General features: G+C 69.0%; 22 protein-coding genes and 3 tRNA genes. 14 read left to right on the plus strand and 11 right to left on the minus strand.

From position 1 onward, the window contains the following. The 3 genes from ACTMO_RS0117345 (at position 1) to ACTMO_RS0117355 (ending at position 2,780) form a co-directional block, all read left to right on the plus strand. Positions 1 to 978 carry a prephenate dehydrogenase gene (locus ACTMO_RS0117345; protein ID WP_019855952.1) on the plus strand — a complete coding sequence of 326 codons (978 nt, stop codon included), beginning with the start codon at positions 1 to 3 and terminating at the stop codon, positions 976 to 978. A gap of 75 nt (positions 979 to 1,053) precedes the next feature. Next, a complete protein-coding gene (locus ACTMO_RS0117350) occupies positions 1,054 to 2,247 on the plus strand; it encodes a thiolase family protein (RefSeq protein ID WP_019855953.1) in 1,194 nt (397 codons plus the stop codon). Between the two features lie 311 nt (positions 2,248 to 2,558). After that, positions 2,559 to 2,780 carry a hypothetical protein gene (locus tag ACTMO_RS0117355; protein ID WP_019855954.1) on the plus strand — a complete coding sequence of 74 codons (222 nt, stop codon included), beginning with the start codon at positions 2,559 to 2,561 and terminating at the stop codon, positions 2,778 to 2,780. A gap of 589 nt (positions 2,781 to 3,369) precedes the next feature. Here ACTMO_RS0117355 and ACTMO_RS0117360 read toward each other — a convergent pair. Then, a complete protein-coding gene (locus ACTMO_RS0117360; RefSeq protein ID WP_211212986.1) occupies positions 3,370 to 3,639 on the minus strand; it encodes a barstar family protein in 270 nt (89 codons plus the stop codon). A 127-nt stretch (positions 3,640 to 3,766) separates the two neighbouring features. Here ACTMO_RS0117360 and ACTMO_RS0117365 point away from each other — a divergent pair, with 127 nt between their 5' ends. Then, positions 3,767 to 3,955 carry a tyrosine-type recombinase/integrase gene (locus ACTMO_RS0117365; RefSeq protein ID WP_019855956.1) on the plus strand — a complete coding sequence of 63 codons (189 nt, stop codon included), beginning with the start codon at positions 3,767 to 3,769 and terminating at the stop codon, positions 3,953 to 3,955. A gap of 110 nt (positions 3,956 to 4,065) precedes the next feature. Here the strand turns inward: ACTMO_RS0117365 and ACTMO_RS0117370 are convergent. The 4 genes from ACTMO_RS0117370 to ACTMO_RS0117385 form a co-directional block, all read right to left on the minus strand. Continuing rightward, positions 4,066 to 4,138 (minus strand) — tRNA-Arg (locus ACTMO_RS0117370). Positions 4,139 to 4,177: 39 nt separating this feature from the next. Beyond that, positions 4,178 to 4,265, minus strand: a tRNA-Ser gene (locus ACTMO_RS0117375). Positions 4,266 to 4,378: 113 nt separating this feature from the next. Then, positions 4,379 to 6,373: an acetoacetate--CoA ligase gene (locus tag ACTMO_RS0117380; RefSeq protein WP_019855957.1), complete on the minus strand. Its 1,995-nt coding sequence runs from the start codon at positions 6,371 to 6,373 to the stop codon at positions 4,379 to 4,381. 133 nt (positions 6,374 to 6,506) lie between these two features. Then, a complete protein-coding gene (locus ACTMO_RS0117385) occupies positions 6,507 to 7,205 on the minus strand; it encodes a dienelactone hydrolase family protein (protein WP_019855958.1) in 699 nt (232 codons plus the stop codon). 212 nt (positions 7,206 to 7,417) lie between these two features. Between ACTMO_RS0117385 and hisC the strand changes: the two genes are divergently transcribed. Then, positions 7,418 to 8,470, plus strand: coding sequence for a histidinol-phosphate transaminase (hisC, locus tag ACTMO_RS0117390; protein WP_019855959.1), 1,053 nt, complete (start codon positions 7,418 to 7,420; stop codon positions 8,468 to 8,470). Between the two features lie 145 nt (positions 8,471 to 8,615). Here hisC and ACTMO_RS23790 read toward each other — a convergent pair whose 3' ends face one another. Continuing rightward, a complete protein-coding gene (locus ACTMO_RS23790) occupies positions 8,616 to 9,098 on the minus strand; it encodes a hypothetical protein (RefSeq protein WP_019855960.1) in 483 nt (160 codons plus the stop codon). 73 nt (positions 9,099 to 9,171) lie between these two features. Further along, positions 9,172 to 9,999: a L,D-transpeptidase gene (locus tag ACTMO_RS0117400; protein ID WP_019855961.1), complete on the minus strand. Its 828-nt coding sequence runs from the start codon at positions 9,997 to 9,999 to the stop codon at positions 9,172 to 9,174. 668 nt (positions 10,000 to 10,667) lie between these two features. Here ACTMO_RS0117400 and ACTMO_RS0117410 point away from each other — a divergent pair. Beyond that, a complete protein-coding gene (locus tag ACTMO_RS0117410) occupies positions 10,668 to 11,132 on the plus strand; it encodes a MarR family winged helix-turn-helix transcriptional regulator (protein WP_019855963.1) in 465 nt (154 codons plus the stop codon). A gap of 31 nt (positions 11,133 to 11,163) precedes the next feature. Here the strand turns inward: ACTMO_RS0117410 and ACTMO_RS0117415 are convergent, their stop codons facing one another. Both ACTMO_RS0117415 and ACTMO_RS0117420 read right to left on the minus strand, forming a co-directional pair. After that, a complete protein-coding gene (locus ACTMO_RS0117415) occupies positions 11,164 to 11,379 on the minus strand; it encodes a hypothetical protein (RefSeq protein WP_019855964.1) in 216 nt (71 codons plus the stop codon). Between the two features lie 127 nt (positions 11,380 to 11,506). Beyond that, positions 11,507 to 11,594 (minus strand) — tRNA-Ser (locus tag ACTMO_RS0117420). 168 nt (positions 11,595 to 11,762) lie between these two features. On the opposite strand from ACTMO_RS0117420, the gene ACTMO_RS0117425 reads away from it, so the two are divergent. Together ACTMO_RS0117425 and ACTMO_RS0117430 are read left to right on the plus strand one after the other, a co-directional pair. Beyond that, positions 11,763 to 12,746, plus strand: coding sequence for an ABC transporter ATP-binding protein (locus ACTMO_RS0117425; RefSeq protein WP_019855965.1), 984 nt, complete (start codon positions 11,763 to 11,765; stop codon positions 12,744 to 12,746). After that, entirely contained in the window at positions 12,743 to 13,525 is a 783-nt protein-coding gene (locus tag ACTMO_RS0117430; RefSeq protein WP_019855966.1) for an ABC transporter permease, read from the plus strand. The genes ACTMO_RS0117425 and ACTMO_RS0117430 overlap by 4 nt, the downstream gene beginning before the upstream one ends. 95 nt (positions 13,526 to 13,620) lie before the next feature. Here the strand turns inward: ACTMO_RS0117430 and ACTMO_RS0117435 are convergent, their stop codons facing one another. Then, positions 13,621 to 15,153 (minus strand): M28 family metallopeptidase, encoded by a 1,533-nt coding sequence (locus tag ACTMO_RS0117435; RefSeq protein WP_169509079.1) that lies wholly within the window; start codon positions 15,151 to 15,153, stop codon positions 13,621 to 13,623. Between the two features lie 242 nt (positions 15,154 to 15,395). Between ACTMO_RS0117435 and ACTMO_RS0117440 the strand changes: the two genes are divergently transcribed. The 6 genes from ACTMO_RS0117440 to ACTMO_RS21390 all read left to right on the plus strand — a co-directional run bounded on the left by ACTMO_RS0117440 (position 15,396) and on the right by ACTMO_RS21390 (position 23,438). Further along, on the plus strand, positions 15,396 to 16,376 hold the full coding sequence (locus ACTMO_RS0117440) for an NAD(P)H-quinone oxidoreductase (RefSeq protein ID WP_026449357.1): 981 nt from the start codon (positions 15,396 to 15,398) through the stop codon (positions 16,374 to 16,376). 102 nt (positions 16,377 to 16,478) lie between these two features. Beyond that, positions 16,479 to 17,051 (plus strand): bacterial proteasome activator family protein, encoded by a 573-nt coding sequence (locus tag ACTMO_RS0117445; RefSeq protein WP_019855969.1) that lies wholly within the window; start codon positions 16,479 to 16,481, stop codon positions 17,049 to 17,051. A 194-nt stretch (positions 17,052 to 17,245) separates the two neighbouring features. Continuing rightward, the gene (gene wzm / locus ACTMO_RS0117450) at positions 17,246 to 18,094 is read left to right on the plus strand and encodes a galactan export ABC transporter permease subunit Wzm/RfbD (RefSeq protein WP_026449358.1); all 849 of its coding nucleotides are present in this window, start codon (positions 17,246 to 17,248) and stop codon (positions 18,092 to 18,094) included. A 15-nt stretch (positions 18,095 to 18,109) separates the two neighbouring features. Then, positions 18,110 to 18,937, plus strand: a complete 828-nt coding sequence (gene wzt / locus ACTMO_RS0117455) for a galactan export ABC transporter ATP-binding subunit Wzt/RfbE (protein WP_019855971.1) — start codon at positions 18,110 to 18,112, stop codon at positions 18,935 to 18,937. Next, complete coding sequence (glfT1, locus tag ACTMO_RS0117460) at positions 18,937 to 19,866, plus strand: galactofuranosyltransferase GlfT1 (RefSeq protein ID WP_019855972.1); 930 nt, start codon at positions 18,937 to 18,939, stop codon at positions 19,864 to 19,866. The genes wzt and glfT1 overlap by 1 nt, the downstream gene beginning before the upstream one ends. Positions 19,867 to 20,075: 209 nt before the next feature. After that, a complete protein-coding gene (locus ACTMO_RS21390) occupies positions 20,076 to 23,438 on the plus strand; it encodes an arabinosyltransferase domain-containing protein (RefSeq protein ID WP_084792207.1) in 3,363 nt (1,120 codons plus the stop codon). 143 nt (positions 23,439 to 23,581) lie between these two features. Here the strand turns inward: ACTMO_RS21390 and ACTMO_RS0117470 are convergent, their stop codons facing one another. Further along, a complete protein-coding gene (locus ACTMO_RS0117470; protein ID WP_019855974.1) occupies positions 23,582 to 24,031 on the minus strand; it encodes a GtrA family protein in 450 nt (149 codons plus the stop codon). Positions 24,032 to 24,217 lie beyond the last annotated feature (186 nt).

Genomic DNA, 24,217 nt, shown 5'->3' on the forward strand with positions numbered 1-24,217 from the left:
ATGCGCGCCGTGTGTGTGATCGGACTCGGACTGATCGGGGGTTCCGTGCTGCGGGCCGCCGTACGTGCCGGTAGGCCCGGCTGGGCCGCCACCACCTCGGAGGAGGACGCGGCCGCCGCCAGGGCGGCGGGCTACGAGGTGGTCGAGAGCACCGAGCAGGCACTGCGGCTGGCCGCCGAGTGGGAGGCGCTGGTGGTCCTCGCCACCCCGCCGCCCGCCGTCGGCGGGGTGTTGCGGCAGGTCGCCCGGCACGCACCGGAGACCTACCTGACCGATGTGGTCAGCGTGGCGGAACCGGTGCGCAGGCAGGTGCGGGAGCTGGCTCCCTCGGCGCGTTACGCCGGGGGACATCCGATGGCCGGCAACGCCGGGTCCGGCTGGGACGCGGGCGGTGCCGGGTTGTTCGACAGTGCGTTGTGGGCCGTGAACGCCGACGAGGAGACCACGCTCGACGCGTGGCGCGAGGCGGCGGCGCTGGCGCTGGACTGCGGGGCGCGCGTGGTGCCGGTGAGCGCGGGAGAACACGACGCCGCGGTGGCCCGCGTGTCCCACCTTCCCCACGTGCTGGCCGCCGTGCTGGCCGCCGTGGGAGCCGACGGGGGGCCACTGGCGTTGTCCCTGGCGGCGGGCTCGTTCCGGGACGCCACCAGAGTGATCGGCAGTGATCCAGAGCTGGTGCGGTCCATGACCGAGGGCAACCGCGCCGCGTTGCTGGACGCGCTGGACGACATCCTGGGCAGGTTGGGCGCGGCCAGGGGCTCCCTGGCCTCCACGGGCTCACTGAACTCCACGGTCCGGTCCGGGCACCAGGCACGGGGGCTGCTGGAGCGGCGGCACGGCACGGCGGGGGTCCGGCACGCGGTGCCGCTGGACGGGGAGCACGCGGTGCGGCGACTGCGCGAGGTGGGCGAGAACGGCGGGTTCGTGGTCTCCCTGGACGGTGCGGAGGCCACCGCCGAGCTGCCGGTTCCGGGATAGCCCTCCGGTCTCGACAGGGCTCGTATCCCTCGAAAGAACCAAGGAATCAACTCTTTCGTGCGGCATCATGGGGACATGGCCCGTGCGCTGTTGCTCGACGCCGCACGCACTCCCTTCGGAGGCTACCGGGGCGGCCTGTCCGGCGTCCGTGTCGACGACCTGGCCGCCGAACCGATCGCCGAGCTGCTCCGCAGGGGAAGGAGCCGGGGGCTCGACCCGGAGGCCGTGGAGGAGATCTTCTACGGCAACACCAACGGGGCGGGCGAGGAGAACCGCAACGTGGCCCGGATGGCCGGGTTGCTGGCCGGAGCGCCGGAATCCGTCCCCGGGGTGACGGTCAACAGGCTGTGCGGCTCGGGCGGTGAAGCCCTGCTACAGGCCACCAGGGCCCTCCGGGGAGAGGACGCCGAGCTGGTGATCGCGGGCGGCGTCGAGGGGATGAGCCGGGCCCCCTTCGTGCTCCCGCGTTCCGAGCGGAGCCTTCCGGACCGGCTCGAAGTGATCTCCACCGCACGGGGATGGCGGATGGTCAACCCGCGCATGAACCCGCACTGGACCGTTCCGCTGGGCAGGGCTGCCGAGCTGACGGCGCTCGAGGTGGGACTGAGCCGCACCGAGCTGGACGAGTACGCGCTGCGTTCGCACCGACGTGCCGCGGCGGCCTGGGACGCGGGAGTGCACGACGGTTTCGTCGTCCCGCTGCGCACCCCGGAGGGCGCCACGATACGCGGGGACGAGTCGGTACGTCCCGATCTCGGCATGACGAAGTTGGAGGGACTGGCTCCGGCCTTCTCTCCCAACGGCCCGGTCACGGCCGGGAACTCGGCTCCGCTCGGGGACGGAGCGGTCGCGGCGCTTCTCGGGTCGCGGCGCCGCGCCGAGCTCCTCGGGGTGGAGCCGCTCGGGGAACTGCTCACCGGAGTGACGGTGGCCCGGGAACCACAGCGGTTCGCGCTGGCCCCGGTGGCCGCCGTGCACAAACTGCTGCGCAAACTGGGGGTGGGCATCTCCGAGGTGGTGCTGTGGGAGATCAACGAGGCCTTCGCGGCCCTGGTGCTCGCCGTACTGCGTCAGCTGCCCGAGATCCCGCTCGACCGAGTGAACGTGCACGGGGGTGCCCTGGCCTACGGGCATCCGTTCGGCGGTTCGTTCGCCCGCGCCGTGGTGGACCTCTGCCGCCACCTGTACCACCGGGGAGGCGGACTGGGCGTGGCCGTGGCCGGAATCGGGGTCGGGCAGGCCCTGGCGATAGCGGCCCGGGTCGAATGAGCGCGGGAGACCCCGAAAAACGACCCCAGAATCTCACAGTCAGAATATTGGGGATATCTTACCGAAGAATCGAATATTCCGACAGCAGACCCCACGAAAGTGGGACCACCTTTCCGGTGACGACCGAGAAAAGAGCTTTGTTCAGCCCCACCCGATAAGGTGAATATCCCGCGTCGCGTCCGGCACACGAGCGGGAGCTCGGGTAGAAAGTAGTCGTCGGCTGACAACACGGGTGGTCGACATGCAATCCAGACACTGAAACGAAAGGCGCAAACATGCGTTCGTTCAAGCGTGCAGCTGTTGTCGGTGCCATGGCTCTGCCGCTCGCCTTCGGCGGCGCCGGTTTCGCCGCGGCCGAGTCCCCCGAGGGACACCAGGGGCACGACAAGTGCGCCTCCAAGTCCTCCTGCGGCAGCTCGTACGGCCACGGACACCACGGCCACGGCCACGGCTACGGCCTCTGGTTCTGGAAGTGGGCCGACTACGACGCCAAGCTCGACACCAGCATCGTCAACGCCGGGATCATCGGCTGACGGCATCGGCGGCGGCACTCCCGGACCCTGCCGACACGCGGGGCAGGGTCCGGGACTCCCCTGTACTCCACCGACGAACCGCCACTCTTCCGGTTGGCGTCTTCGCGAAAAGGACGAACACAGTTCACACCGAACGGTAGGCAGCGTTTTCGTAAACTTTTTCGACGGCACCAGAACGTCGCGGAGAAAGGCGACGAGAGGGAAACGGTACTCACCGTGCGGAGGACGCGCGGCCCCGCCCACTCAGAAACGACCTGATTTTCCGCAGCGCCACGAGCACGATCACCACAGAGACCACGACATCCTCCAGAACCGCCCCGGCCGGAGACTCTTTCCGAACCCGGAATTTCCGAACCGCGCGAATTCTACAGCGCTCGGAAACCACCCCAGTGCCGGGTGTCCCGATACCAGCCGTCCCGACACGGGGACGCGTCGAGAACCGCGAACCACGAGGCGGAACTCCGACTCGGCAACCGCGTGCCGGCCCTCGGATCGGGACCGTCGTAGCACTGCCGAGCGGTCTCCCTCCGAGCGAGAAGAGGACACCCCGTCCGGGAGCATCGGCATCCGGGGTGTCCTCACGTCCTCGTCACTCGAACCTGATCACCTTGTGGGAGTGATATGGCTCAGCCAGATACCTGTTGAGTATGTCACGCATGACACGTGCGTCGCGCGGCAGCGCGTTCTCGAGATGCTCCCAGCCGGTGAACGTGACCTCGTCGGGCAACTCGACGAGACCGGTTATGGCGTCCCAGAAAGCATCCCGGTTCATCCCGTACGTGTCCGGAAAACCAAAAGAAAACTTGAGCTTCCGATGCAGCTCCGTCCCAGTACGTACATCCGAGAGATCCACGATCATCGACCGCATCCTTTCGTGTCCTACTCGTACCTGCCGACGTACTCGACGATGTCGCTGCTGGTTCCCCGGATCGGTCGGCCTGCGGAGGAACCGAGCGAACCCCCGGAAGCGGGCGGGCTACAAGTAGGTGACGTTCCACACCTTCCGCAAGACCGTGGGCACCCTACTGGATGATGCTGGGTTGAGCGCTCGTCGGATCGCTGACGTGTTGGGGCACTCGCACCCGTCGATGACGCTGAACAACTACATGGGGCGCGGTCAGGCTTCCCGCGCGAGTGCCGACGCCCTGAATTCGGTGGTCGACGAAGGCTCGTGAAAGTTGGCGACACATCGGCAACCGCTTCCCGTGCCACCGACGGAACAACCGTCACCGAACAGCAAAAAACCCCCAGCATACCGGGGGTTTCAAGCTGTCTCGACCAGAAGCGCGCCCGTAGGGATTCGAACCCCAAACCTTCTGATCCGTAGTCAGATGCTCTATCCGTTGAGCTACGGGCGCCTGTTCAGTTGTGAACTTCCACCGCAGTGGAAGTCCCGGCGGAGGCTCCGGGATTCGAACCCGGGAGGGGGGTTACCCCTACCGCATTAGCAGTGCGGCGCCATAGACCAGACTAGGCGAAGCCTCCGGGTGTTCCTCTCTGCCACTGACAGAAACCATACACAATCCGGTTCGGCGGCCTTCAACGGGGGGTGGGTTTCGCGGCGGCGGAACCCACCACCCCACCCCCATCATGCCGGTTCATCCCCTCCTTTCGCCGCTCATGCGGATGAAGGGGTCCAGGGACTCGGGGTTGCGCAGCGCGTCCCTGCTGACGGCTCGCTCCGGGTCGGCCCCGGCGAGGATCTTCTTCACCGGCACTTCGAGCTTCTTGCCGTTCAGCGTGTGCGGTACCTCCTCGACCGGCACGAAGCGGTTCGGCACGTGCCTGGGGGACAGCTCGGCCCGCAGCCGTTCCCTCAACCTCGGCTCCAGCTCGGCCAGCTCCGTGTCCTCAGCCAGCACGAGGAAGCACAACAGCTCCCCGTCCGTCTCCCCCGCCCCGGAGGTATCCACCACCAGAGAGTCCAGCACCTCGTCGAAACCCTCGACCACGCGGTAGAACTCCGCGGTGCCCATCCGGATCCCGCCGCGGTTGAGCGTCGAGTCGCTCCTGCCGTAGATCACCAGCGAGCCCCGCTCGGTGATCCGCACCCAGTCACCGTGCCGCCAGACACCGGGGTAGGTGTCGAAGTAGGCCTCCCTCAGCCGGCTCCCGTCCGGATCGTTCCAGAAGTACACGGGCATGCACGGCATCGGCTTGGTCAGCACCAGCTCCCCCACCTGCTCACGCAGTTCCTCGCCCCGCTCGTCGTAGGAGGCCACCGCCGCACCGAGCATCGGGCACGAGATCTCACCCAACCACACCGGAACATCGGGGGAGGAGCCCACGAAAGCCGTGCACAGATCGGTACCCCCGGAGACACTGGCGATCTGCACGTCCTCGCCCACCTCCTCGGCGATCCAGCGGAACCCGTCCTCGGTGAGCGGGGCCCCGGTCGAGCCGATGGTGCGCAGCCCGGAGAGGTCGTGGTCCCGCCCGGGACGCAGCCCGCGTTTGCGGCAGGTCTGGATGAACGGCGCCGAGGTGCCGAAGTAGCCGACCCGGTGGCGCGCCACCAGCTCCCAGAGCGCGTCCGCGCTCGGGTGCACTGGGTTCCCGTCGAACAGCACCACGGTGGCCCCGCTGAGCAGCCCCCCGACGAGGAAGTTCCACATCATCCAGCCGGTGGTGGTGAACCAGAAGAACACGTCGCCGGGCCCGAGGTCGCAGTGCAGTCCCACGGCCTTGAGATGCTCCAGCACCATCCCGCCGTGGCCGTGCACGATGCCCTTCGGCAGGCCGGTCGTCCCGGAGGAGTACAGCACCCAGAGCGGGTGTTCGAAGGGAACCTGTTCGAAGGAGAGCTCGGCCTCGGCGTGTCGAGCCAGCATCCCCTCCCAGTCCACCGTGCCCTCCGGGGCACTCGGACCGGTGACGTAGTCGACGAGCACGGTCGCCGCCAGGCCGGGAAGTCGCTGCCGCAGCTGGTCCACGGTGTCGGTGACGTCGAAGACCCGCCCCCCGTAGGTGTAGCCGTTGGTGGCGATCAGCACCGTCGGTTCGATCTGCACGAAGCGGTCCGCCACCGCGCGTACCCCGAAGTCCGGCGAGCAGGAGGACCACACCGCGCCGAGGCTGGCGGTGGCGAGGAAGGCCACCAGGGTCTCGGGGCTGTTCGGGGCCAGGGCGGCGACCCGGTCACCGGGTCCCACCCCGAGTTCGGCGAGCCCCGCCCTGGCTGCGGCCACCAGGGAACGCAACCGGCCGAAGGTGATCCGCTCCTGTCGCCCGTCCTCACGGACGAAGAGCACCGCCACGTCGTCCTCGGCCTTGCCTGGCCCGGCGGACAGCGCGTGCTCGGCGTAGTTGAGCCGCGCGCCGGGGAACCACTCAGCACCGGGCATCGTCTCCGCGGTCAACACCCGCGACGGGGGTTCGGCGAAGGACACCCCGAAGAACTCGGCCACCGCCGACCAGAAGCCTTCCAGGTCCCGGACCGACCACTGCCACAGCGAACGGTAGTCGGAGAACTCCAATCCCCGCTGGGCCCGTAGCCAGCCGCGGAACCGGACCATACGGGTGTCCTGCGCCCATTCGGGCGAGGGCTGCCAGAGCAGTTCGGGCGCGCTTTCCGGGGTGGTGCTTGAAGTCATAACAGCTTCCTAACCCACCACCACCCTGTTGGGCTATACCCGACCCGGAGAGTTTCGCCGGTTCCGCGAAAAAAGCCAGGAACGCGCCGGTTCCGCCGCTGGCGAAACCTCGCCGGAAGCCGGACCACCCCGGTCACCGCAGGTGCAGATCGAACCAGTTCCGCGCCCGTTTCCAAGCCTCCTCGGCCGATTCGGGGTCGGCGTCGAAACGGTGGTCGGCCCGTGGGTAGCGCACCACGTCGGTGATCGCCCCCGCCCCGGACGCGGCGGCACGCAGCCGCTCTATCTCCTCGGTGGGGATCCGTCCGCCCATCTCCCCGTACAGACCCAGCCACGGGCAGCTGACCTCGCCGACGGTTTCCACCAGCGGGGGCAGCTCGGTGGACACCGGGGTGACGATCCCGTCACCTCCCACGGTGACCGCGGCGCCCAGTCTCCGCTGCGAGGCCACCACCAGAGCCGCCGTACCGCCGATGTCGAATCCCATGATTCCCTGACGGTCCTCGGTGACCCCTCGGTCGGAGAGCCAGACGAAAGCGGCGTCGGTGTCGTTCAGCACCGACTCCCCGGACAGTCCGCGTACCCGCTCGTCCACGTCCTCCTCGGCGGGATCGGCCTCGTGGTCGGTGTCCTCGTGATAGAGGTGCGGAGCCACGGTCAGCCACCCTTCCTCCGCCAGGGCGGCCACCAGAATGCGCACCCGCTCGGTGACCCCTCTGTCCTCGTGCAGGACCACGATCCCGCCACGTACTACGTTCTCCGGTTCGGCGAAGGTCAGCCGCAGTCGAGTACCGTCGGTGAGCGCGAGGGTGTCGGTCCTGGTTTCGATCATACCGGCAGACAACCATGCCGGGGTGAACAGCAGTCAACGCCCACCACCGAAACGGTGATTCTTCCCCTCCACCACCGCTCCCACCGAGGACGCCGGAACCGGGAAAACCGCTGAAAACGGCGGTGTCCTGGTGGTTAACCCCTCCCGCGCGGAAGGGATAGGCTCGGAACACGGCCGAAAGGCCCGGCGCGAGAGCGATCAAGGAGTGGCCGATGAGCGTGCGTGTGCGTGCCGACCTCGACAGTCTCCCCGCCTACGTGGCGGGAAGAACGGTCCCCGGTTCGACCAAACTGGCCAGCAACGAGGTCTCCCGGGGTCCCCTTCCGAGTGTCGTGGAGGCCGTGACGCACGCGGCGCACCGGGTGCACCGCTACCCCGACATGGGCGCGACCGAACTCGTGGACTCCCTGGCGAAACACCTGGACGTCGCCACCGAGCGGATCGCCGTCGGCTGCGGTTCGGTGGCACTGTGCCAGCAGATCGTGCAGGCGCTGTGTTCCCCCGGCGACGAGGTCGTCTTTCCGTGGCGCTCCTTCGAGGCCTACCCCATCCTCACGAGGGTGGCGGGCGCGAACGAGGTGCGGGTACCGCTGACCGAGGACCACGAACTGGATCCGGACGCGCTGGCCGACGCGATCACCGACAACACCCGGGTGGTGTTCGTCTGCACCCCCAACAACCCCACGGCGACGACGCTGCACGAACGGCAGCTGGAGGAGTTCCTGTCCCGGGTTCCCTCCGACGTGCTCGTGGTGCTCGACGAGGCCTACCGGGAGTTCGTCGACGACCCACAGGCCCCCGACGGGGTGGAGTTCACCCGCCGCTGGGACAACGTGGCCTGTCTGCGCACCTTCTCCAAGGCCTACGGGCTGGCCGGTCTGCGGGTGGGCTACGCGGTCGCCCCTCCCCACGTGGCCGAGGCCCTGCGCAAGGTCTACATCCCCTTCAGCGTCAACGCGGTGGCCCAGGCCGCCGCTGTGGCCTCCCTGGAGGCGGGGGACGAACTCGAACGCCGCTGCGCCGAGGTGATCTCCGAGCGCACCAGGGTGCGCGACCGGCTGCTGGAGCTCGGCTACCGGGTTCCCCCCACCCAGGCGAACTTCGTGTGGCTGCCGCTCGGTGAACGCACCGGGGCCTTCAACGAGCACTGCCTGAACAACCGTGTGGTGGTCCGCGCCTTCCCGGGGGACGGGGCCCGGGTCACGGTCGGCACGCCGGAGGAGAACGACATTCTGCTCTCCGCGGCGGCCTCCTTCTCCGGCTGACTGCCGGGTTCGCTCCGCCCGTTGCCGAACGTGCGGCGTCCTGCCCGGAACGGCCGCTGGCCGCATCCGTCCCGCGTACGAACGGCCGGCCCCGCGCGAGGGCCGGCCGTTCGAGTGATCGAAGACCGAAAGGGGGTACCGGGGGTCAGCCGGTGACCGGCGCGTGGCCCTCGGGGCTCTCCGGGGTGGGAGCGACCGGGATGTCCTCCTCGCCACCGGGCTGCTCGGGTTCCTCGGGCTTGTCCGGCTCGTCCGGTTTCTCGGGTTCCTCGGGTTTCTCGGGCTCGTCCGGTTTCTCGGGTTCCTCGGGTTTCTCGGGCTCGTCGGGCTTCTCCGGCTCCTTGGGCTCGTCCGGTTTCTCGGGCTTGTCCTCACCACCGCCGGTCGAGGGGTGGTCCACCACGGGGGCGTTGACGCACTCCGAGGCCTCGGGGGACAGCAGCGGGACCACCGCGCCCAGCACCGCCACGTCGTTCCCGCAGAGCTGGACGGGAACGAGGCTGGCGTTGTTGTCGTTGCCGAGGTTGATCCCGTCGTTGTCGACGCTGTCGGCCACGGCCGGGGACCCGGCGAGCAGGAGACCCGCGGTGGCCGCCACGCTCCCCGCCAAGTACTTCTTCTTACCCACTCTCACACTTCCTTCGTCGAATACGTGCGGACACTCATCCGGCGGGCCGTTCGGACGACCCGCCGTCCACCACTCAACGCAGTCGGACAAGCGTTCCCAGCGGCAACGACCTCAGCAGGGACAACGCGTCCGCCGGGACACGGACACACCCGTCGCTGCTGGCGGTGCCGAAGACGCCCGGATCCGGCCAGCCGTGCAACGCCACCGTTCCGGGACCCCCTCCGTAGGTCGTGAAGGTCTCGGAGTGTGTGCCCAGCGGGAGGATGATCGGGCTGTAGTCGGTGACGGTCTCCCGGACGGAGGCGAGGATGAAGGTGCGTCCGAGCGGGGTCGGACTGTCCTCCTTACCCACTCCGACCTCCCAGGACCCGATCTCGCGACCGTCCTCGAACACCACCAGTCGGCGGGCGTCCACGTCCACGTCCACGACGTGTCGAGAACGTGCCTTGCGCACTCTGTCGCTGTCCGCCCGGACCCAGCCGGTCGAACCGTTCGGCCGTGAAGGCAGCAGAACCCGTGCCCAATCGCCGCGCTCGGCGACGATCGGAACCCAGGTGGGTGACTTGAACTGTCGGGCGGGCAGACGCGCGATCGCCTTCCCCCGCACCGAGTCGTACACCGCGATGTCCTGCTCGACGCGCAGCACCACCCCGTCGGTCGTCCCCTGCGGATCCGGATCCCGCGGAGCCCGCGGGGTCCTGCCGAAGGTGGTCGCCTCCGGAAGCGTGGATAAGTCCACCGTGGATGACGGAGTCGCCGCCTCCGCCGGAACCGGATCGGGGTTCCGTTCCGCACAACCACCCGCCAACAGGACGAGGAGTACGGCGGGAATCGCCACCAGTCGACGCGCCGGACGTGTCCCCGGAAGAGTCCCCCGGAAGCCGATTCTCGCGAACTCCATCGAAACGTCCTCGTGACTGCGACTGCCTTCGCGGTACACAGCTGCCGCTCCTTGGTCCGGAATCCGTGCCACGGCTTCGACAACTGTGGAAAGCCGATCTGCCGAAAGATCGGATTCCGGACGAACATTAACCGATCAGCGACGTCGAGCAAGCGGGGATACACACGGCACAGCCGGTCACACGCCGCCGGAGGAAAACACGTGACCTGCCCAAACAATCACGGTACAGCGAAATGGCAGTACTGAACAAAAAACCTTTCGCAGAAAAAGAGAGAAAAATTCACTCTGGAGGGTGATACAAGATCACCCTTTCGGGGAGACTTCGCGCTCATTCCCACCACGGAGAACGATTTTCAAAACCACGCTCCGGGAACCGTGCGGAGCCGTTTCAGCTCCCGCCTCGCCGGATCCGCCCCCACGGCTTGTACACCGCCAGGATGACGGCGACCAGCAGGCCCAGCAGGGAGACGACCGGAGGGAAGGCCAGACTGTTCACCGCGAACACCACCGGATCCCCGTGTGTGAACCTCTCCGACCTCGGACCGTCCTGGCAGGTCGTACCCCGCCGGAGTCCCCGCGCACCGTCGGTACGTTCACCACAATATTAGGAACCTAACGATAAGGGGCCAATCGGTAAGACAACGAACCGTTCGTAGTAGACTGCGGGTATGTCGGCACCACCACCGGGACCGCCCCTCGGACTGCGGCTGGCGAACACGGCCAAGATCGTCAGCGGCGCCTTCGACGAGGCCCTGGGAGCGGTGGGGGGCTCCCGCCCCCGCTGGCTGGTCCTGATGGCCCTCCGGAAACACCCCGCCGCCAACCAGCGGGAACTCGCCGCCGCCGTGGGAATCCGCGCGGCCACCCTCACCCAGCACCTCGACGGTATGGAGGCCGACGGGCTGCTGACCCGCAGACGCGACCCGCGCAACCGCCGCACCCATCTGGTGGAGCTCACCGAGGAGGGCGAGAAGGCCTTCCACCGGATGCGCGAGGCGGCGGTGGAATTCGACCGCAGACTGCACACCGGCCTCGACGAACGGGACCTCACGTGTCTGGAGGGACTGCTCGACCGTCTCAGCGCCAACGTGGCCCCACCGGGCGAGTCCAACACCCGCCCTCCCGTGGACTGAACCTCTTCCCTCGCCGCCCGGCGGAACGGGCTCAGGGGAGCAACACGGGATCGATGAGCACCGCCGAACTCACGCGGTCACTCGTGGGAGCGGCGCTCACCCGCACCCGGAAACCGCCCCGCACGTCGACCCGAGTTCCTCCGTCCCCCCCGACGGAGACCGTCACCGGCCGCGCCGCCGAGGAACCGTCGAGCAGCACCGTGCACGTGACCCGCTGATCGGAGTCGGCGTGGTCGGGAAGTCCCACCCCGGTGCGGAAGGTCGCCCTCCCCGCACGTGCCGCTGATGAAGGTGATTGAGACGAAAACTGAGACGGAACCGAACGAAGTCCGGCGGAACGTCCGTCCACCGGGCTTCGTCTTCCCCGCTCACACTGGCGGAAGCGGCGGGATTCGAACCCGCGGGCCCTCTCGGGCCGCTCGCTTTCAAGGCGAGTGCATTAGGCCGCTCTGCCACGCTTCCGGTCCCGTAGCGTAGCGACCCGCACCGGAATCGACCAACACCGGGGGCGCCCCGCACACGCGGCCGACACCCGACGGACTCGGCGGAGAACCCGTCCCCGTACCGGCCCACGGGAGTACAATCCGTCCGGGGCCCAGGGCACCAGCCACGTGGACGAAAGGGGAGAACGTGACCGCTGCCGTCGACGTGGCGGACCTCGTCAAGCGCTACCCCAAGAGCAGGCACAACGCCGTGGACGGGCTGAGTTTCCGGGTACGACGCGGCGAGATCTTCGGACTGCTCGGTCCCAACGGGGCGGGCAAGACCACCACGGTGGGCATCCTGACCACCAGAATCGTGCCCACCTCCGGAAAAGCCCTGATCGGCGGGGTGGACGTGGGCCGCGACCCGGTCGCGGCCAAGACCAAGGTGGCGGTCGTCCCCCAACGGGTCAACCTGGACCGTTCGCTGAACGCCCGCCAGAACCTGCTGTTCCACGCCACCTACCACGGGATAGGGCGTCGCGAACGACACTCCCTCGCCGACGAGCTGCTCGACCGGATGGGGCTGGCGGACAAGGCCAGGGCCCGCGTGGACGACCTCTCCGGGGGCCAGTCCCAGCGACTGATGATCGCCCGGGCCCTGATCCACCACCCCGAGGTGCTCTTCCTGGACGAGCCCTCCACCGGCCTGGACCCGCAGGCGCGGCTGTTCCTGCACGACAGGATCGGCGACCTGCGCTCCGCCGGGATCACCGTGGTGCTGACCACCCACGACATGGACGAGGCCCAGAAGCTCTCGGACCGGGTGGGCATCGTCGACCACGGCAGGATGCTCACGGTCGACACCCCGAACGAGCTGATCAGGTCCCTGCCCGGCAGCGGGACGGTGGACGCCACCGTCCATCCGAACGGGACGGCCGCCGAGAAGATCACCGGGATGCTGTCCGAGATCCCGGGAGTCCAGCGGGTGGAGGACCTGGGGCCTCCGGCGGGTACGGAGGCCACCGAGCGGATCCGGCTGCGGCTGTACGTCGACGGGGAGGCGGGTCCCCTGCTCGGTCCGGTGGCGGCACGCCTGCAGGAGCGGGCGGTGGCGGTCACCGACCTGGCGCTGGGCTCGGCGAGCCTGGAGGACGTGTTCATCGAACTGACGGGCAGGGATCTGCGTTGACCACCACGGCGAGATCGGTTCGTGCCTTCGCCGCCGTGCTCGGGCGGGACGTGTTCGTCACCGGACGGGAGCTGCCGAGCTTTCTGGCACAGGTCCTGGTACAGCCGGTGGCCCTGTTGTTCATCTTCGGCAAGGTGCTGGGCCAGCTCGGCTACACCCAGCCCGGCTACGCACAGATCCTGCTGCCGGGCATGATCGCGCTCAACGCCTTCCTGGTCGCGCTGCAGAACACGTCCTTCCCGCTGGTGCTGGACTTCTCCTACTCGCGGGAGATCGAGGACCGGCTGTTGGCGCCGCTGCCGATCACCTGGGTGGCCGTGGAGAAGATGCTGTTCGGAGCGCTGCGCGGCCTGTTCGCCGCGCTGCTGATGTTCCCGATCGGACTGCTCATGCTGGGCAGCGTCGCCTGGGAGCTGTCCGGGCTGCCCTTCGCCGTGCTGTGTATGGTGCTGGGTTCCCTGGCGGGTGGCGCCGTGGGGCTGACCGTCGGAGCCGCCGTTCCGCCGCGCCGGATCAACATCATGTTCGCCGTGATCCTGGCCCCACTCATCTTCACCGGAGCCAGCCAGTTCCCGTGGGCCCAGTTGGAGGACCTGCGCTGGTTCCAGGTGGTGTGCGCGTTCAACCCGCTGACCTACGTCAGCGAGGGGATGCGGGGTGCGCTGCTTCCCGGGATCCCGCACATGCCCCCGTGGGTGTGCGTCCTGGCGCTGGTGCTGGCCTGCCTGATCTTCGGGGCGCTGGGCATCGGGTTCTTCCTGCGGCGCGCACTGGACTGAGCCGCCCGGCGGCGGAACGGGGGCGGTCCTTCCGCGCGGGGCGGGGCACGAGGTGTGCCCCGCCGTGTCTCACCGTGCGGTGCGTGCCCGCGGGGTCACTTCAGCGGCAGCTGGCAGGAGTGCCCGTGGGACTGCCGGGCCTCGTGCGAGGACATCGGCTCGGCCGCGGCCATGCGCCGCAGCTGGGCCCGCTCGGCCCTGCTCCGCATCCCGTTGACCTCCTCGGTGGTCTGGCCGTAGTGGTCCACCACCTCGGCCATCGCCCTGGTGTTGCGGATCAACGCGCCGCGGTCGACGTTGCTCAGGTCGTCACCGGCGGCGTGGTAGTTGGGGTCGTAGGCGACTCCGGCCTCACCGCCCCACTTGGCGGCCTGCTCCTCGGTCTTGACCCCCTCGGCGCCGGTGAACAGCCCTCCGGCGGGGATCCCCTCGGCGATGAACTGTCCGTAGTCCGAGCGGCCGTTGAAGTCGGTGCCCTCGACCTCGATGCCCTGGTTCCTCATGGCCTCGACGAAGTCCTGCTCGATCTGGGCGGAGCCGTGCGGCCCGGGCCCGGCGCCCACCCCGTCCGAGTCGTCACCGTCGTAGGTGAAGTAGCCCGCGTTGGGCGAGCCGATCATGTCGAAGTTCAAATACATCGCGATGTCGAGCTGTTCCTGGAAGCTCAGCCCGTTGACGTACTCGGTGGAACCGATCAGCCCGGACTCCTCGGCTCCCCACCAGGCGAAGCGCACCGCGTTGTTCACGTCGGGGGTGCCGCCCATGCTCAGCGCGGTGGACAGCAGACCGGCGCTGCCGGTTCCGTTGTCGTTGATACCGGCCCCCTCGTCCACGCTGTCCAGGTGGGCCCCGGCCATCACGACGTTGTCCCTACGGCCGGTGCGCGTCTCGGCGATCACGTTCTGGGTGGTGATCTCGTCGAAGGTCGCCCGCAGGTCCAGGGTGGCGGTGCTGCCCGCGCGCTCGACCAGCTCGGCCCCGGTGGCCTTGGTGACCCCGGCGGTCGGGATGACGCCCGCCTCGGCACCGCCGAGGGTTCCGTTGAGCTCACCCTCGACGTTGTTGTAGATGATCGCCGCCTCGGCGCCCTGCTCGGCGGCCAGACGCTGCTTCTTGGCGAAGGTGCAGGCTCCCCGCTTGATCAGCACGATGGTGTCGGCCACGTCGGCACCGTCGTAGTCGGCGGCCTGGCAACCGGTGGAGTCGTCCACGGGCGTCACCGACAGCGGGGCCTGGATCCCGCCTTCCGGAGTGGCGGGGGAGTACTCCAGAGCGTCGGTCTCGACCGGCTCGCCCGCCACGTCGAGGGAGACGGAGTCGAGCTGGTACTTGGTGAAGTCGAATTCGGGTGTGGACACCCGGAATCCGGCCCGGCGGAGGCTGTTGGCGACGTAGTCGACGCTCTCCCGGTAACCGGGGGTTCCCGAGGCGCGTGTCCCGCCGTTGCGGTCGGCGATGCGCTGGAAGGCCACCAGGTGCCTGTTCACGTCGTTGACCGTGGGTGTGTCCACGGGAGCCGGTCTCTGCTGCGGAAACGCGGCGGCCGGGGCCGCCGTGGCCGCCGCGACGGCGCCCGCCGCGAACAGCGCGGAGGCCAGCCGTCCACTACGAACTCTGTGCACTGTCATCATGCTCCCCGTATCGGGTGAATACGTGCCGCTCAAAAATTCGGGGAACGATCCGGATAAGTCAAGAGTTCCACACCGGACACCGGGCGGCGGGAACACGAAAAAAGCCCTCCCGAACGACGTTTCCCGTTTTTCCCGAAAACGTGAGGAGTGTTTCCGCGTGTCTTTCGCGGAACCTCCGACACGCCGACCGGCTCACACGGGTGCCCGCCGCCTCCGCCGGACGGCGCTACGGTCGGGACATGCACGCGATCACGATCCGCGAACCCGGCGACCCCGAGGTACTGGAATGGCGGGAGCAGCCCACCCCCGAGCCCGGACGGGGCGAGGTCGCCATCGACGTGGCGGCGGCCGGAATCAACCGGGCGGACCTGGCACAACGCCAGGGGTCCTACCCTCCCCCGCCCGGAGCGAGTGAACTGCCCGGCCTGGAGTGCTCGGGAACCGTGGCCGCGCTCGGCGAGGGAGTGACCAACTGGCAGGTGGGCGACCGGGTGTGCGCCCTGCTGGCCGGAGGCGGCTACGCCGAACGCGTGATAGCGCCCGCCACCCAGGTGTTGCCGATCCCCGAGGGCGTCGACCTCGTCGAGGCCGCCGCGCTTCCCGAGGTGGTGTGCACCGTGTGGTCCAACGTGGTGCAGGAGGGCGGCCTCTCCCGCGACCAGGTGCTGCTGGTGCACGGCGGTTCCGGTGGCATCGGAACCTGCGCGATCCAGATCGGCCGCGCGCTCGGAGCGCGGGTGGCCGCCACCGCCGGGTCGGAGGCCTCGTTGCGGCTGTGCGCCGAACTCGGCGCGGAAACCACGGTCAGCTACCGCGACGGGGACTTCGTGGCCGAGGTCAAGGAGATGGGCGGGGCCAACGTGATCCTGGACAACATGGGGGCCTCCTACCTGGACCGCAATCTCAGTGCCCTGGCCCAGGACGGGCACCTGGCCGTGATCGGCCTGCAGGGCGGTCGCAAGGCCGAGCTGGACCTGGGCAAGATGCTGGTCAAGCGGATACGCGTCTCCGCGCTCGGGTTGCGCGGTCGTCCGCTGGAGGGCCCGAACGGCAAGGCCGGCATCGTCGCCGACGTGCGGCAGCGCGTGTGGCCGATGATCGAGCGCGGCGAGGTGCGCCCCGTGGTGCACAGCACCTACCCCATGCCCGAGGCGGCCCGGGCGCACGAGCTGCTGGAGGCCGGCGGTGTCCACGGGAAGGTGCTGCTCACCACCGGATGAGACTCGAACGGGGCTGGCCCGGCGGGTCCTTCCACCGGTATCCCTCCCTCTTCCGAGGGGCCGCGTTCGCACTCCGGGGGGACGGGCGGCCACTATGGGGACATGGACGGTAGGGACATCGAACCAGGAAAGATGTTCGTGGTCGGTGGGCAGAACGCGCCGGGCGGCTCCGGCTCGGAGGGCTCCTCGGAGGGGGGTGCCCGTGGCTCCGGCGCGGGTTCCTCCGAGGAGCAGGGCCAGGAGCAGGACCTCGGCGAACTCGTCGAACAGCCCACCAAGGTGATGCGCATCGGCACGATGGTCAAACAGCTGCTCGAGGAGGTCCGGGCCGCTCCACTGGACGAGGCCAGCCGCAACCGGCTCAAGGAGATCCACCGCTCCTCCGTCCGCGAGTTGGAGCAGGGACTGGCCCCGGAACTGATCGAGGAGCTGGACAGGCTCTCACTGCCCTTCACCCAGGAGGAAACCCCCTCCGACTCCGAGCTGCGGATCGCCCAGGCCCAGCTCGTGGGGTGGCTGGAGGGGCTGTTCCACGGGCTGCAGACCGCGCTGTACGCCCAGCAGCTGGCCGCCCGCACCCAGCTGGAGAAGATGCGTCAGGGTGCCCTCCCCTCCGGGGAGACGGAGGGTTCCCCGGGACAGGGACACCGCGGCTCCCCCGGCCAGTATCTCTGAACGGGAAGGCGAGAGATCTCACTCCGGGGCAACCATCCCCTCCTTCCGCCCCGCACCGGCCCGGAGCGGGGCTAGGTGTGTCCCTTCGAACCGGACGAACGGGGCTCACCCGGTCCCTCGGGGACGAACGGGACGGATCCGTCGGGGGCAATCCCACCGCAACGCGACACGGCCCGGTCGGTACGCTGCACATCGTGCAGGCAACCAGCACGGAAGAGCGACCGGCCGCGCCGCCGGAGACATCATCTCGAAGCTGGCGCAAAGCGTTCACCGACATCGTCGAGGGTGCGCAGCAGCGGCAACTGTGGGCGCATCTCGGATGGCAGGACATCAAGCAGCGTTACCGGCGTTCGGTGATCGGCCCGCTGTGGATCACCATCAGCATGGGCATGACCGTCACCGCGCTGGGGATCCTCTACGCCAAGCTGTTCGGCCAGGACCTCCACACCCACCTGCCCTATGTGGCGGTCGGCTTCATCGTGTGGGGGTTCATCTCGGGCTGCCTGACCGACGGCACCGAGGTGTTCATCCAGAACGAGGGGCTGATGAAGCATCTGCCCGCCCCGCTGACCGTGCACATCCTGCGGCTCACCTGGCGGCAGATCCTGTTGTTCGGGCACAACCTGATCATCTACTTCATCGTGCTGGCGATCATGCGGATGCCGATCGGCTGGTCCTTCTTCCTGGCGATACCGGCCGTGCTGCTGCTGTTCGCCAACGGCGCCTGGGTGGCCACCCTGTTCGGGATCATCAGCACCCGCTTCCGCGACATCCCGCCGGTCGTCGGCAGCCTGATGCAGCTGATCTTCTTCATGACGCCGATCGTGTGGAACGCCCAGATCCTGGAACAACGCGGCGGTGACCTGAGCCTGGCCAAGCTCAACCCGCTGTACCATTACATCGAGATCGTCCGCGATCCGTTGCTGGGCTCCGAGGTCGTATGGACCAATTGGGCCGTGGTGGCAGGCATCACGGTGCTCGGATGGATGATCGCCTTGCTCGTGCTGCGCAACTACCGCGCCCGCGTCACCTACTGGATCTGATCGGGAGCACGTCACATGGTCAGCATCGATGTGTGGAACGCAGCGGTCGACTTCCCGATCTTCGACGCGAAGTCGCGCTCGCTGAAGAAAACGGTCCTGGGCAAGACGGGAGGCAAGATCGGAACCGACAACAAGGTTCCGATCATCGAGGCGCTGCACGACATCAACCTCTCGCTGCGGCACGGCCAACGCGTCGCCCTGGTCGGCCACAACGGGGCGGGCAAGTCCACCCTGCTGCGCCTGCTGTCCGGCATCTACGAGCCCACCAGGGGCAACGCGCGCATCGAGGGCAAGGTCGCCCCGGTCTTCGACCTCGGCGTGGGCATGGACCCGGAGATCTCGGGGTTGGAGAACATCATCATCCGCGGGCTCTTCCTGGGCATGAGCCGCAAGCAGATGGAGAAGCGCATCGACGACATCGCCGAGTTCTCCGAGCTGGGCCGCTACCTGGAGATGCCGCTGCGCACCTACTCCACCGGGATGCGGGTGCGGCTGGCGCTGGGCGTGGTCACCTCCATCGACCCGGAGATCCTGCTGCTGGACGAGGGCATCGGCGCCGTGGACAGCGAGTTCCTGGACAAGGCCAAGGGCAGGCTCACCGAGCTGGTGAAGCGCTCCGGACTGCTGGTGTTCGCCTCGCACTCCGACGAGTTCCTGGCCGAACTGTGCGACTCCGCCATCTGGATGGAGAAGGGCGGGATCAGGGAGCAGGGCTCACTGCGCGAGGTGCTGACCCACTACAAGGGCAAGGACCCCTTCGAGAACCTCAGCCCCAAGGCGTTGGAACGGATGCGGCAGAGCGAGTCCGACCGAGCCGCGACCATCGGAAGCAACGAGACCTGATGACAGCACCCGAACAGTCCGCCCCGCTGCCCTCCGGGGCGGTCGTGGCCGTGATCGTCACCCGCAACCGCAGGGAGTCGCTGGCCGAGTCCCTGAAGGTGCTCGCCAACCAGACCCGGGTGCCCGACCACCTGGTCGTGGTGGACAACGGGCCGGAGGAGCCCGCCGCCGAGACGGTCGAGCGGTGCCCGGTGCCGTCCACCTACCTGCCCTCCCGGCGGAACCTCGGCGGAGCCGGGGGTTTCGCGCTCGGGATGATGCACGCGCTGGCCCTGGGGGCCGAGTGGGTGTGGCTCGGCGACGACGACGGACGCCCGGCCGACGAGCACGCCCTGCGCACCCTGCTGGAGGAGGCCGAGGACCGGGGGCTGGCCGCCGTCTCGCCGGTGGTGGTCGACATCGACCGTCCCCACCGGCTGGCCTTCCCGCTGCGGCGCGGGCTGAGCTGGAAACGCCGCCCCGAGGAACTGCGTGGACAGGGCTCCGAGCGGGACTTCCTGCCCGGCATCGCCTCGCTGTTCAACGGCGCGCTGTTCCGGGCCGGCACGCTGGACGTGGTGGGGGTGCCCGACTACCGGCTGTTCGTCCGCGGCGACGAGGTGGAGGTCCACCGCAGGCTGGTGCGTTCGGGGCTGCCGTTCGGCACGACGCTGCGCACCCGCTTCCTGCACCCCGACGGGTCGGCGGAGTTCAAACCGATGCTGGGCGGCAGGTTCCACGCCCAGGACCCCGAGAACCCCACCAAGCGCTACTACACCTACCGCAACCGCGGCTACCTGCTGTCCCAGCCGGGAATGCGGCTCATCGGCACTCTGGAGATCGTCCGTTTCGGACTCTACTTCGTGGGGCAGCGCCGCAGCCCGCGCACCTTCCTGGAGTGGCTGCGGCTGCTCCGGCAGGGACGGCGCGAGCACTTCTACCGCCGTTGAGGGGCGTCTCCGCCCGGCCGTTGTCCCTCGGCCGGGCGGAGACGACTCGAACGGTCACACCGGACGTTCGGTGCGGCGCCGACGAAACGGAAACGCACCGCATCGCCCGAAGGAGTGAAACTCCAGTTCAGTGCACCCGCCCCGTGTCGCCTCCCACACCGGCCAGTACCGAGGATCAGTGCGCCTGAACGGGATACTATTCTCCACACGTGCTTAACGTCGGGCGGGAAGAAGACGAGCGACCGGATCCGGGGGAGCAACCCGACAACCCCTCCGGGCGTGGCGAAGCGTCGAACACCAGACGGGCGAAGCGCCTCCGTGTGATCGCCGCCGTGCTGGGCGTCGTCGGCACGATCCTGTCGTTGTCGGTGCCGTTCCTGCCCGTGCGACACGACATCACGCAGCTGCGCTGGCCCACCGCGCAGGGCACCGAGCCGGTCTCGGCGCCGCTGGTGATCTACTCACCGGTGGACCTGGAGTTCACCGCCTCGTGCGCGGCGGTGCGGAGCCTGGACGAGCGGACCGAGAACGCGGCCACCCTGCTCAGCACCAACGCCCCCTCGGCCGAGTACGGCAACCTCACCGGGATGGTGCTGCGGGTGGACGACGGCAGGCTGACCCTGTTGTCCAAGGGCCGCCAGCTCGGAACCACGCCCCTGCCGAGCGGCGACTGCACCCTGTCCGTCTCCTCCGACGCCTCGCGCACCGTGGCCGAGGTGGGGGACCAGACGCTGGCCAGTGTGCGGGGCGAGGACCGGCGCCCCCAGCTCACCGGGATCTTCTCCCAGCTCGACGACCAGCTGGACCCGATGACCGACGTCTCCTTCCGGGCCCAGGTGGACACCCGCTGGTCCACCGCCATCACGGCGTTCAAGCTCACGGTCATCGTCCTGGCGGCCCTGTGCTTCGTCGGCTGTGCGGTCGTGCTGCGCCGACTCGACCGGCGTGCTGGGCGCAGAGCCCCCCGGTTGGTCCCCGCCGGCTGGTGGAAACCGACCTGGCGGGACGCCTCGGTCATCATCGCCCTGGTGATCTGGTGGCTCATCGGTGCGATGACCTCCGATGACGGCTACATCCTCTCCATCGCCCGGTCCAGGGACGGGGCGGGCTACATCAGCAACTACTACCGCTGGTTCGGCGCCCCCGAATCCCCCTTCGGGTGGTTCTACGAGCTCTACTCGCAGTGGGTCCAGGTGTCCACCGCCACCCCGTGGGTGCGTCTGCCCGCCCTGCTGATGGGCATCGTCAGCTGGCTGCTGATCAGCCGCGAGATCCTGCCCCGGCTGGGACAGCAGGTACGGCGCAGCCGCGCGGCGGGTTGGGCCGCCGCCGCGGTGTTCCTCGCCTTCTGGCTGCCGTACAACAACGGGCTGCGCCCCGAGCCCGTGGTGGTGCTCTTCTCCCTGCTGGCCCTGGCCGCCGTGGAACGCTCCGTGGCCACGAGGAGGCTGCTGCCCGCCGCGCTGGGACTGTTCGGCGCGGCCCTGGCACTGGGGGCGAACCCGCACGGGCTCATCGCGGTGCTGCCCTACGTGGTGGCACTGAAGCCGCTGCTGCGGCTGGTGCGCCAGCGGATCAGGGAGTTCGGCTGGCTGCCGGTGCTGGCTCCGATCTCGACCTGTGGTTTCTTCATCCTCAACATCGTCTACTGGGACCAGACCTGGCAGTCGGTGATCGAGTCGACCCAGCTGCGCGGCGAGATCGGGCCGAGCCTGAGCTGGTACCAGGAGCTGAGTCGCTACTCACTGCTGTTCAGCGCCTCGGCCGACGGCTCGCTCACCCGGCGCTTCCCGGTGCTGCTGGTGATCCTGTGCCTGGTCACCTGCGCCGTGGTGCTGCTGCGGCGCGGACGCATCCGCGGAGCCGCGCTGGGCCCGAGCCGCAGGCTGCTCGGGCTCACGGCACTGTCGTTCTTCGTGCTCATGCTCACCCCCACCAAGTGGACCCACCACTTCGGCGTGTTCGCCGCCGTCGGGGGTGCGCTGGCGGCGCTCACCGCGCTGGCCACCAGCAGCACGGTGCTGCGTTCCCGCCGCAACCGGGCGGCCTTCTTCGCCGGGCTGATGCTGATCTGCGCGTTCGCGGCCACCGGCCCGAACGCCTGGTGGTACGTCTCCGGCTGGGGAGTTCCCTGGTACGACAAGCCACCCTCGCTGGCGGGCTACGACGCCAGCACGGCGCTGCTGGTGGTCGCCGGGATCGCCCTGGTGGTGGCCTTCATCGAGCACCTGCGCATCGACGAGCACCGGCCCCACGTGACCAACCCGCCGAAGCTGGACCGCAACGGCCGCACCGGCCTCGAACGCCGCAGCCGGGCGCTGCGGCTGGGCACCGCCCCGCTGTCGGTGATCTGCGCGCTGCTGGTCATCGGCGAGGTGGCCATCTTCGGCAAGGTCATCGAGGAGCAGTGGGGCAGCTACAGCCTCAGCTGGGACTCGGTCCGCCAGCTCGCCGGACGCAGCTGCGGTCTCTCGGACTACGTCTACGTGGAACAGAACCCGCTGGAGGGCATGTTGTCCGTCGCTGGGCAGCAGCCCCGTGCTCCCGAACCGGACCTGGAGGTACCCGACCGGCTCGAGGACCGGGAGACCCCGGAGGAGTACCTCGGGGCGAAGATGGAGGGCTACCGGCACAACGGACTCCCGCCCGGGGACGGCAGCGACCAGTTCGAACGCGACTGGCAGCCCCCCTACGGCCTGGGCACCGACAAGGCACCGGTGTGGGGCAGCTACGACGAACGCCACCTCGGAACCGGCGAACTGCGCACCCAGTGGTACGACCTGCCCGACCGTGCCCGCGACGGCGAGGTGCCGCTCGTGCTCGCCCTGGCGGGCAAGGTGAGCGGAGCGAACAGCCTGTTCGTCGAGTTCGGCAAACAGACCGAGGACGGCTTCGAGATCACCGACCGCCGACCCGTGGTCACCAGCCCCACCCTCAAGTGGCGGGACGCGCGGATCAGTGTCGACGGCAAGGCCGGCGACGCCGAACAGGTCCGCGTGATCGCCGTGGACCAGGCCCTGGGCGAGGACGGCTGGCTGGCGGTGAGCGCGCCGCGCGCCCCACGCCTGACGAACATGACCGAGTTCATCGGCGACGCCCCGACCTTCGTGGAGTGGACGGCCGCCTTCCAGCATCCCTGCCTGCGACTGCCGGAGATCAGTCACGGGGTGGCCGAGGTGCCCCGTTTCCGGGTGTCGGCGGGCGGTGCGCTGCGCTCGGTCGGGCAGGGCTGGTCCTCCCCCGACGCGGCGGGGCCGTTCGGCTGGATGAGCCTGACGACCAGCATGCGGGAGCTGCCGACCTATCTGCGGGGGGACATGCAACGGGACTGGGGAACCCTCTACGCGGTGGACCCCTACGCCCCGGAGGCACTTCCCGCGCAGGCGGCCATGCGGATCGAGCGGCAGACCCACTGGGGCACCTGGAGTCCGGGGCCGGTGAGCAGGCCGGTGCAGCTGCCCGGCGACGTGCCCAGCTCCGACAACAGGGACACGTCCCGGCAGAGCTCGAACGGCGACGACATCGGGTTCCGGGACGGGAAGAAGTACCAGCGCGGAGCCGGTGACCAGTAGGTGCCCGCACCACCCGCCCGGTCGTCACCCGGAAACCCCGGGGCAGCCGGGCGGGTGTCCGGCCGGAAGCCGGTTTCCCCACGGGGTGGATCCTCGTCGACCGGCGCGGTTCCGGAAACCCGCTCACCCGGGGAAGTCGGGGTTCACTCCCGGAAGACCACCCAGCGCAGCATCACGAAGTTGATCCCGGTGCCGAGTGCCTGTCCGGCGAGCCAGCACAGCGACCACCGGAGCTGCTCACCGAACCCGAACCCGAACTCGGGCAGGGAGACGAACAGCAGCTGGTTGGTGCCGATGTTGACGAAGAAGGTGATGACGTAGACCACCACGAAGGCCCCGGCCTTGGCCTTGGTGTTGCCGGTGTTGGCCCCGGCGAAGGTGAGTCTTCGGTTGGCCACGTAGGAGGCGGAGGTCCCGAGCACGAAGGCCAGTGACCGGGCCAGCCAGTTCGGCAGCTCCAGGGACAGCAGCGTCATGTACGAGCCGTAGTCGAGCAACGCGCAGACGGCGCCGATGAGTCCGAAACGGACCAGTTGGTTGACGATCCCCAGTTTCTTCACCTCGGGTTCGGCGGTGCTCTCGGCCACGGCCACCAGTTCACCTCAGCTGTCGACGACATCGCGCGGGTTCCCCGACGGGCGGCGCGGGGGACCGCGCACGACACCCGCCTCCCCCGGTTTCCCGGCGAGTGTAGTCGCCCTCGGCCTCCGGCACCGACGTGTCCTCGACACACCGCCCGCCACGGCACGGCCGCGGGGCGTGTTCCCGGCAGCGCACAG

The sequence above is a fragment of the Actinopolyspora mortivallis DSM 44261 genome, from assembly GCF_000384035.1.
GTDB lineage: Bacteria > Actinomycetota > Actinomycetes > Mycobacteriales > Pseudonocardiaceae > Actinopolyspora > Actinopolyspora mortivallis.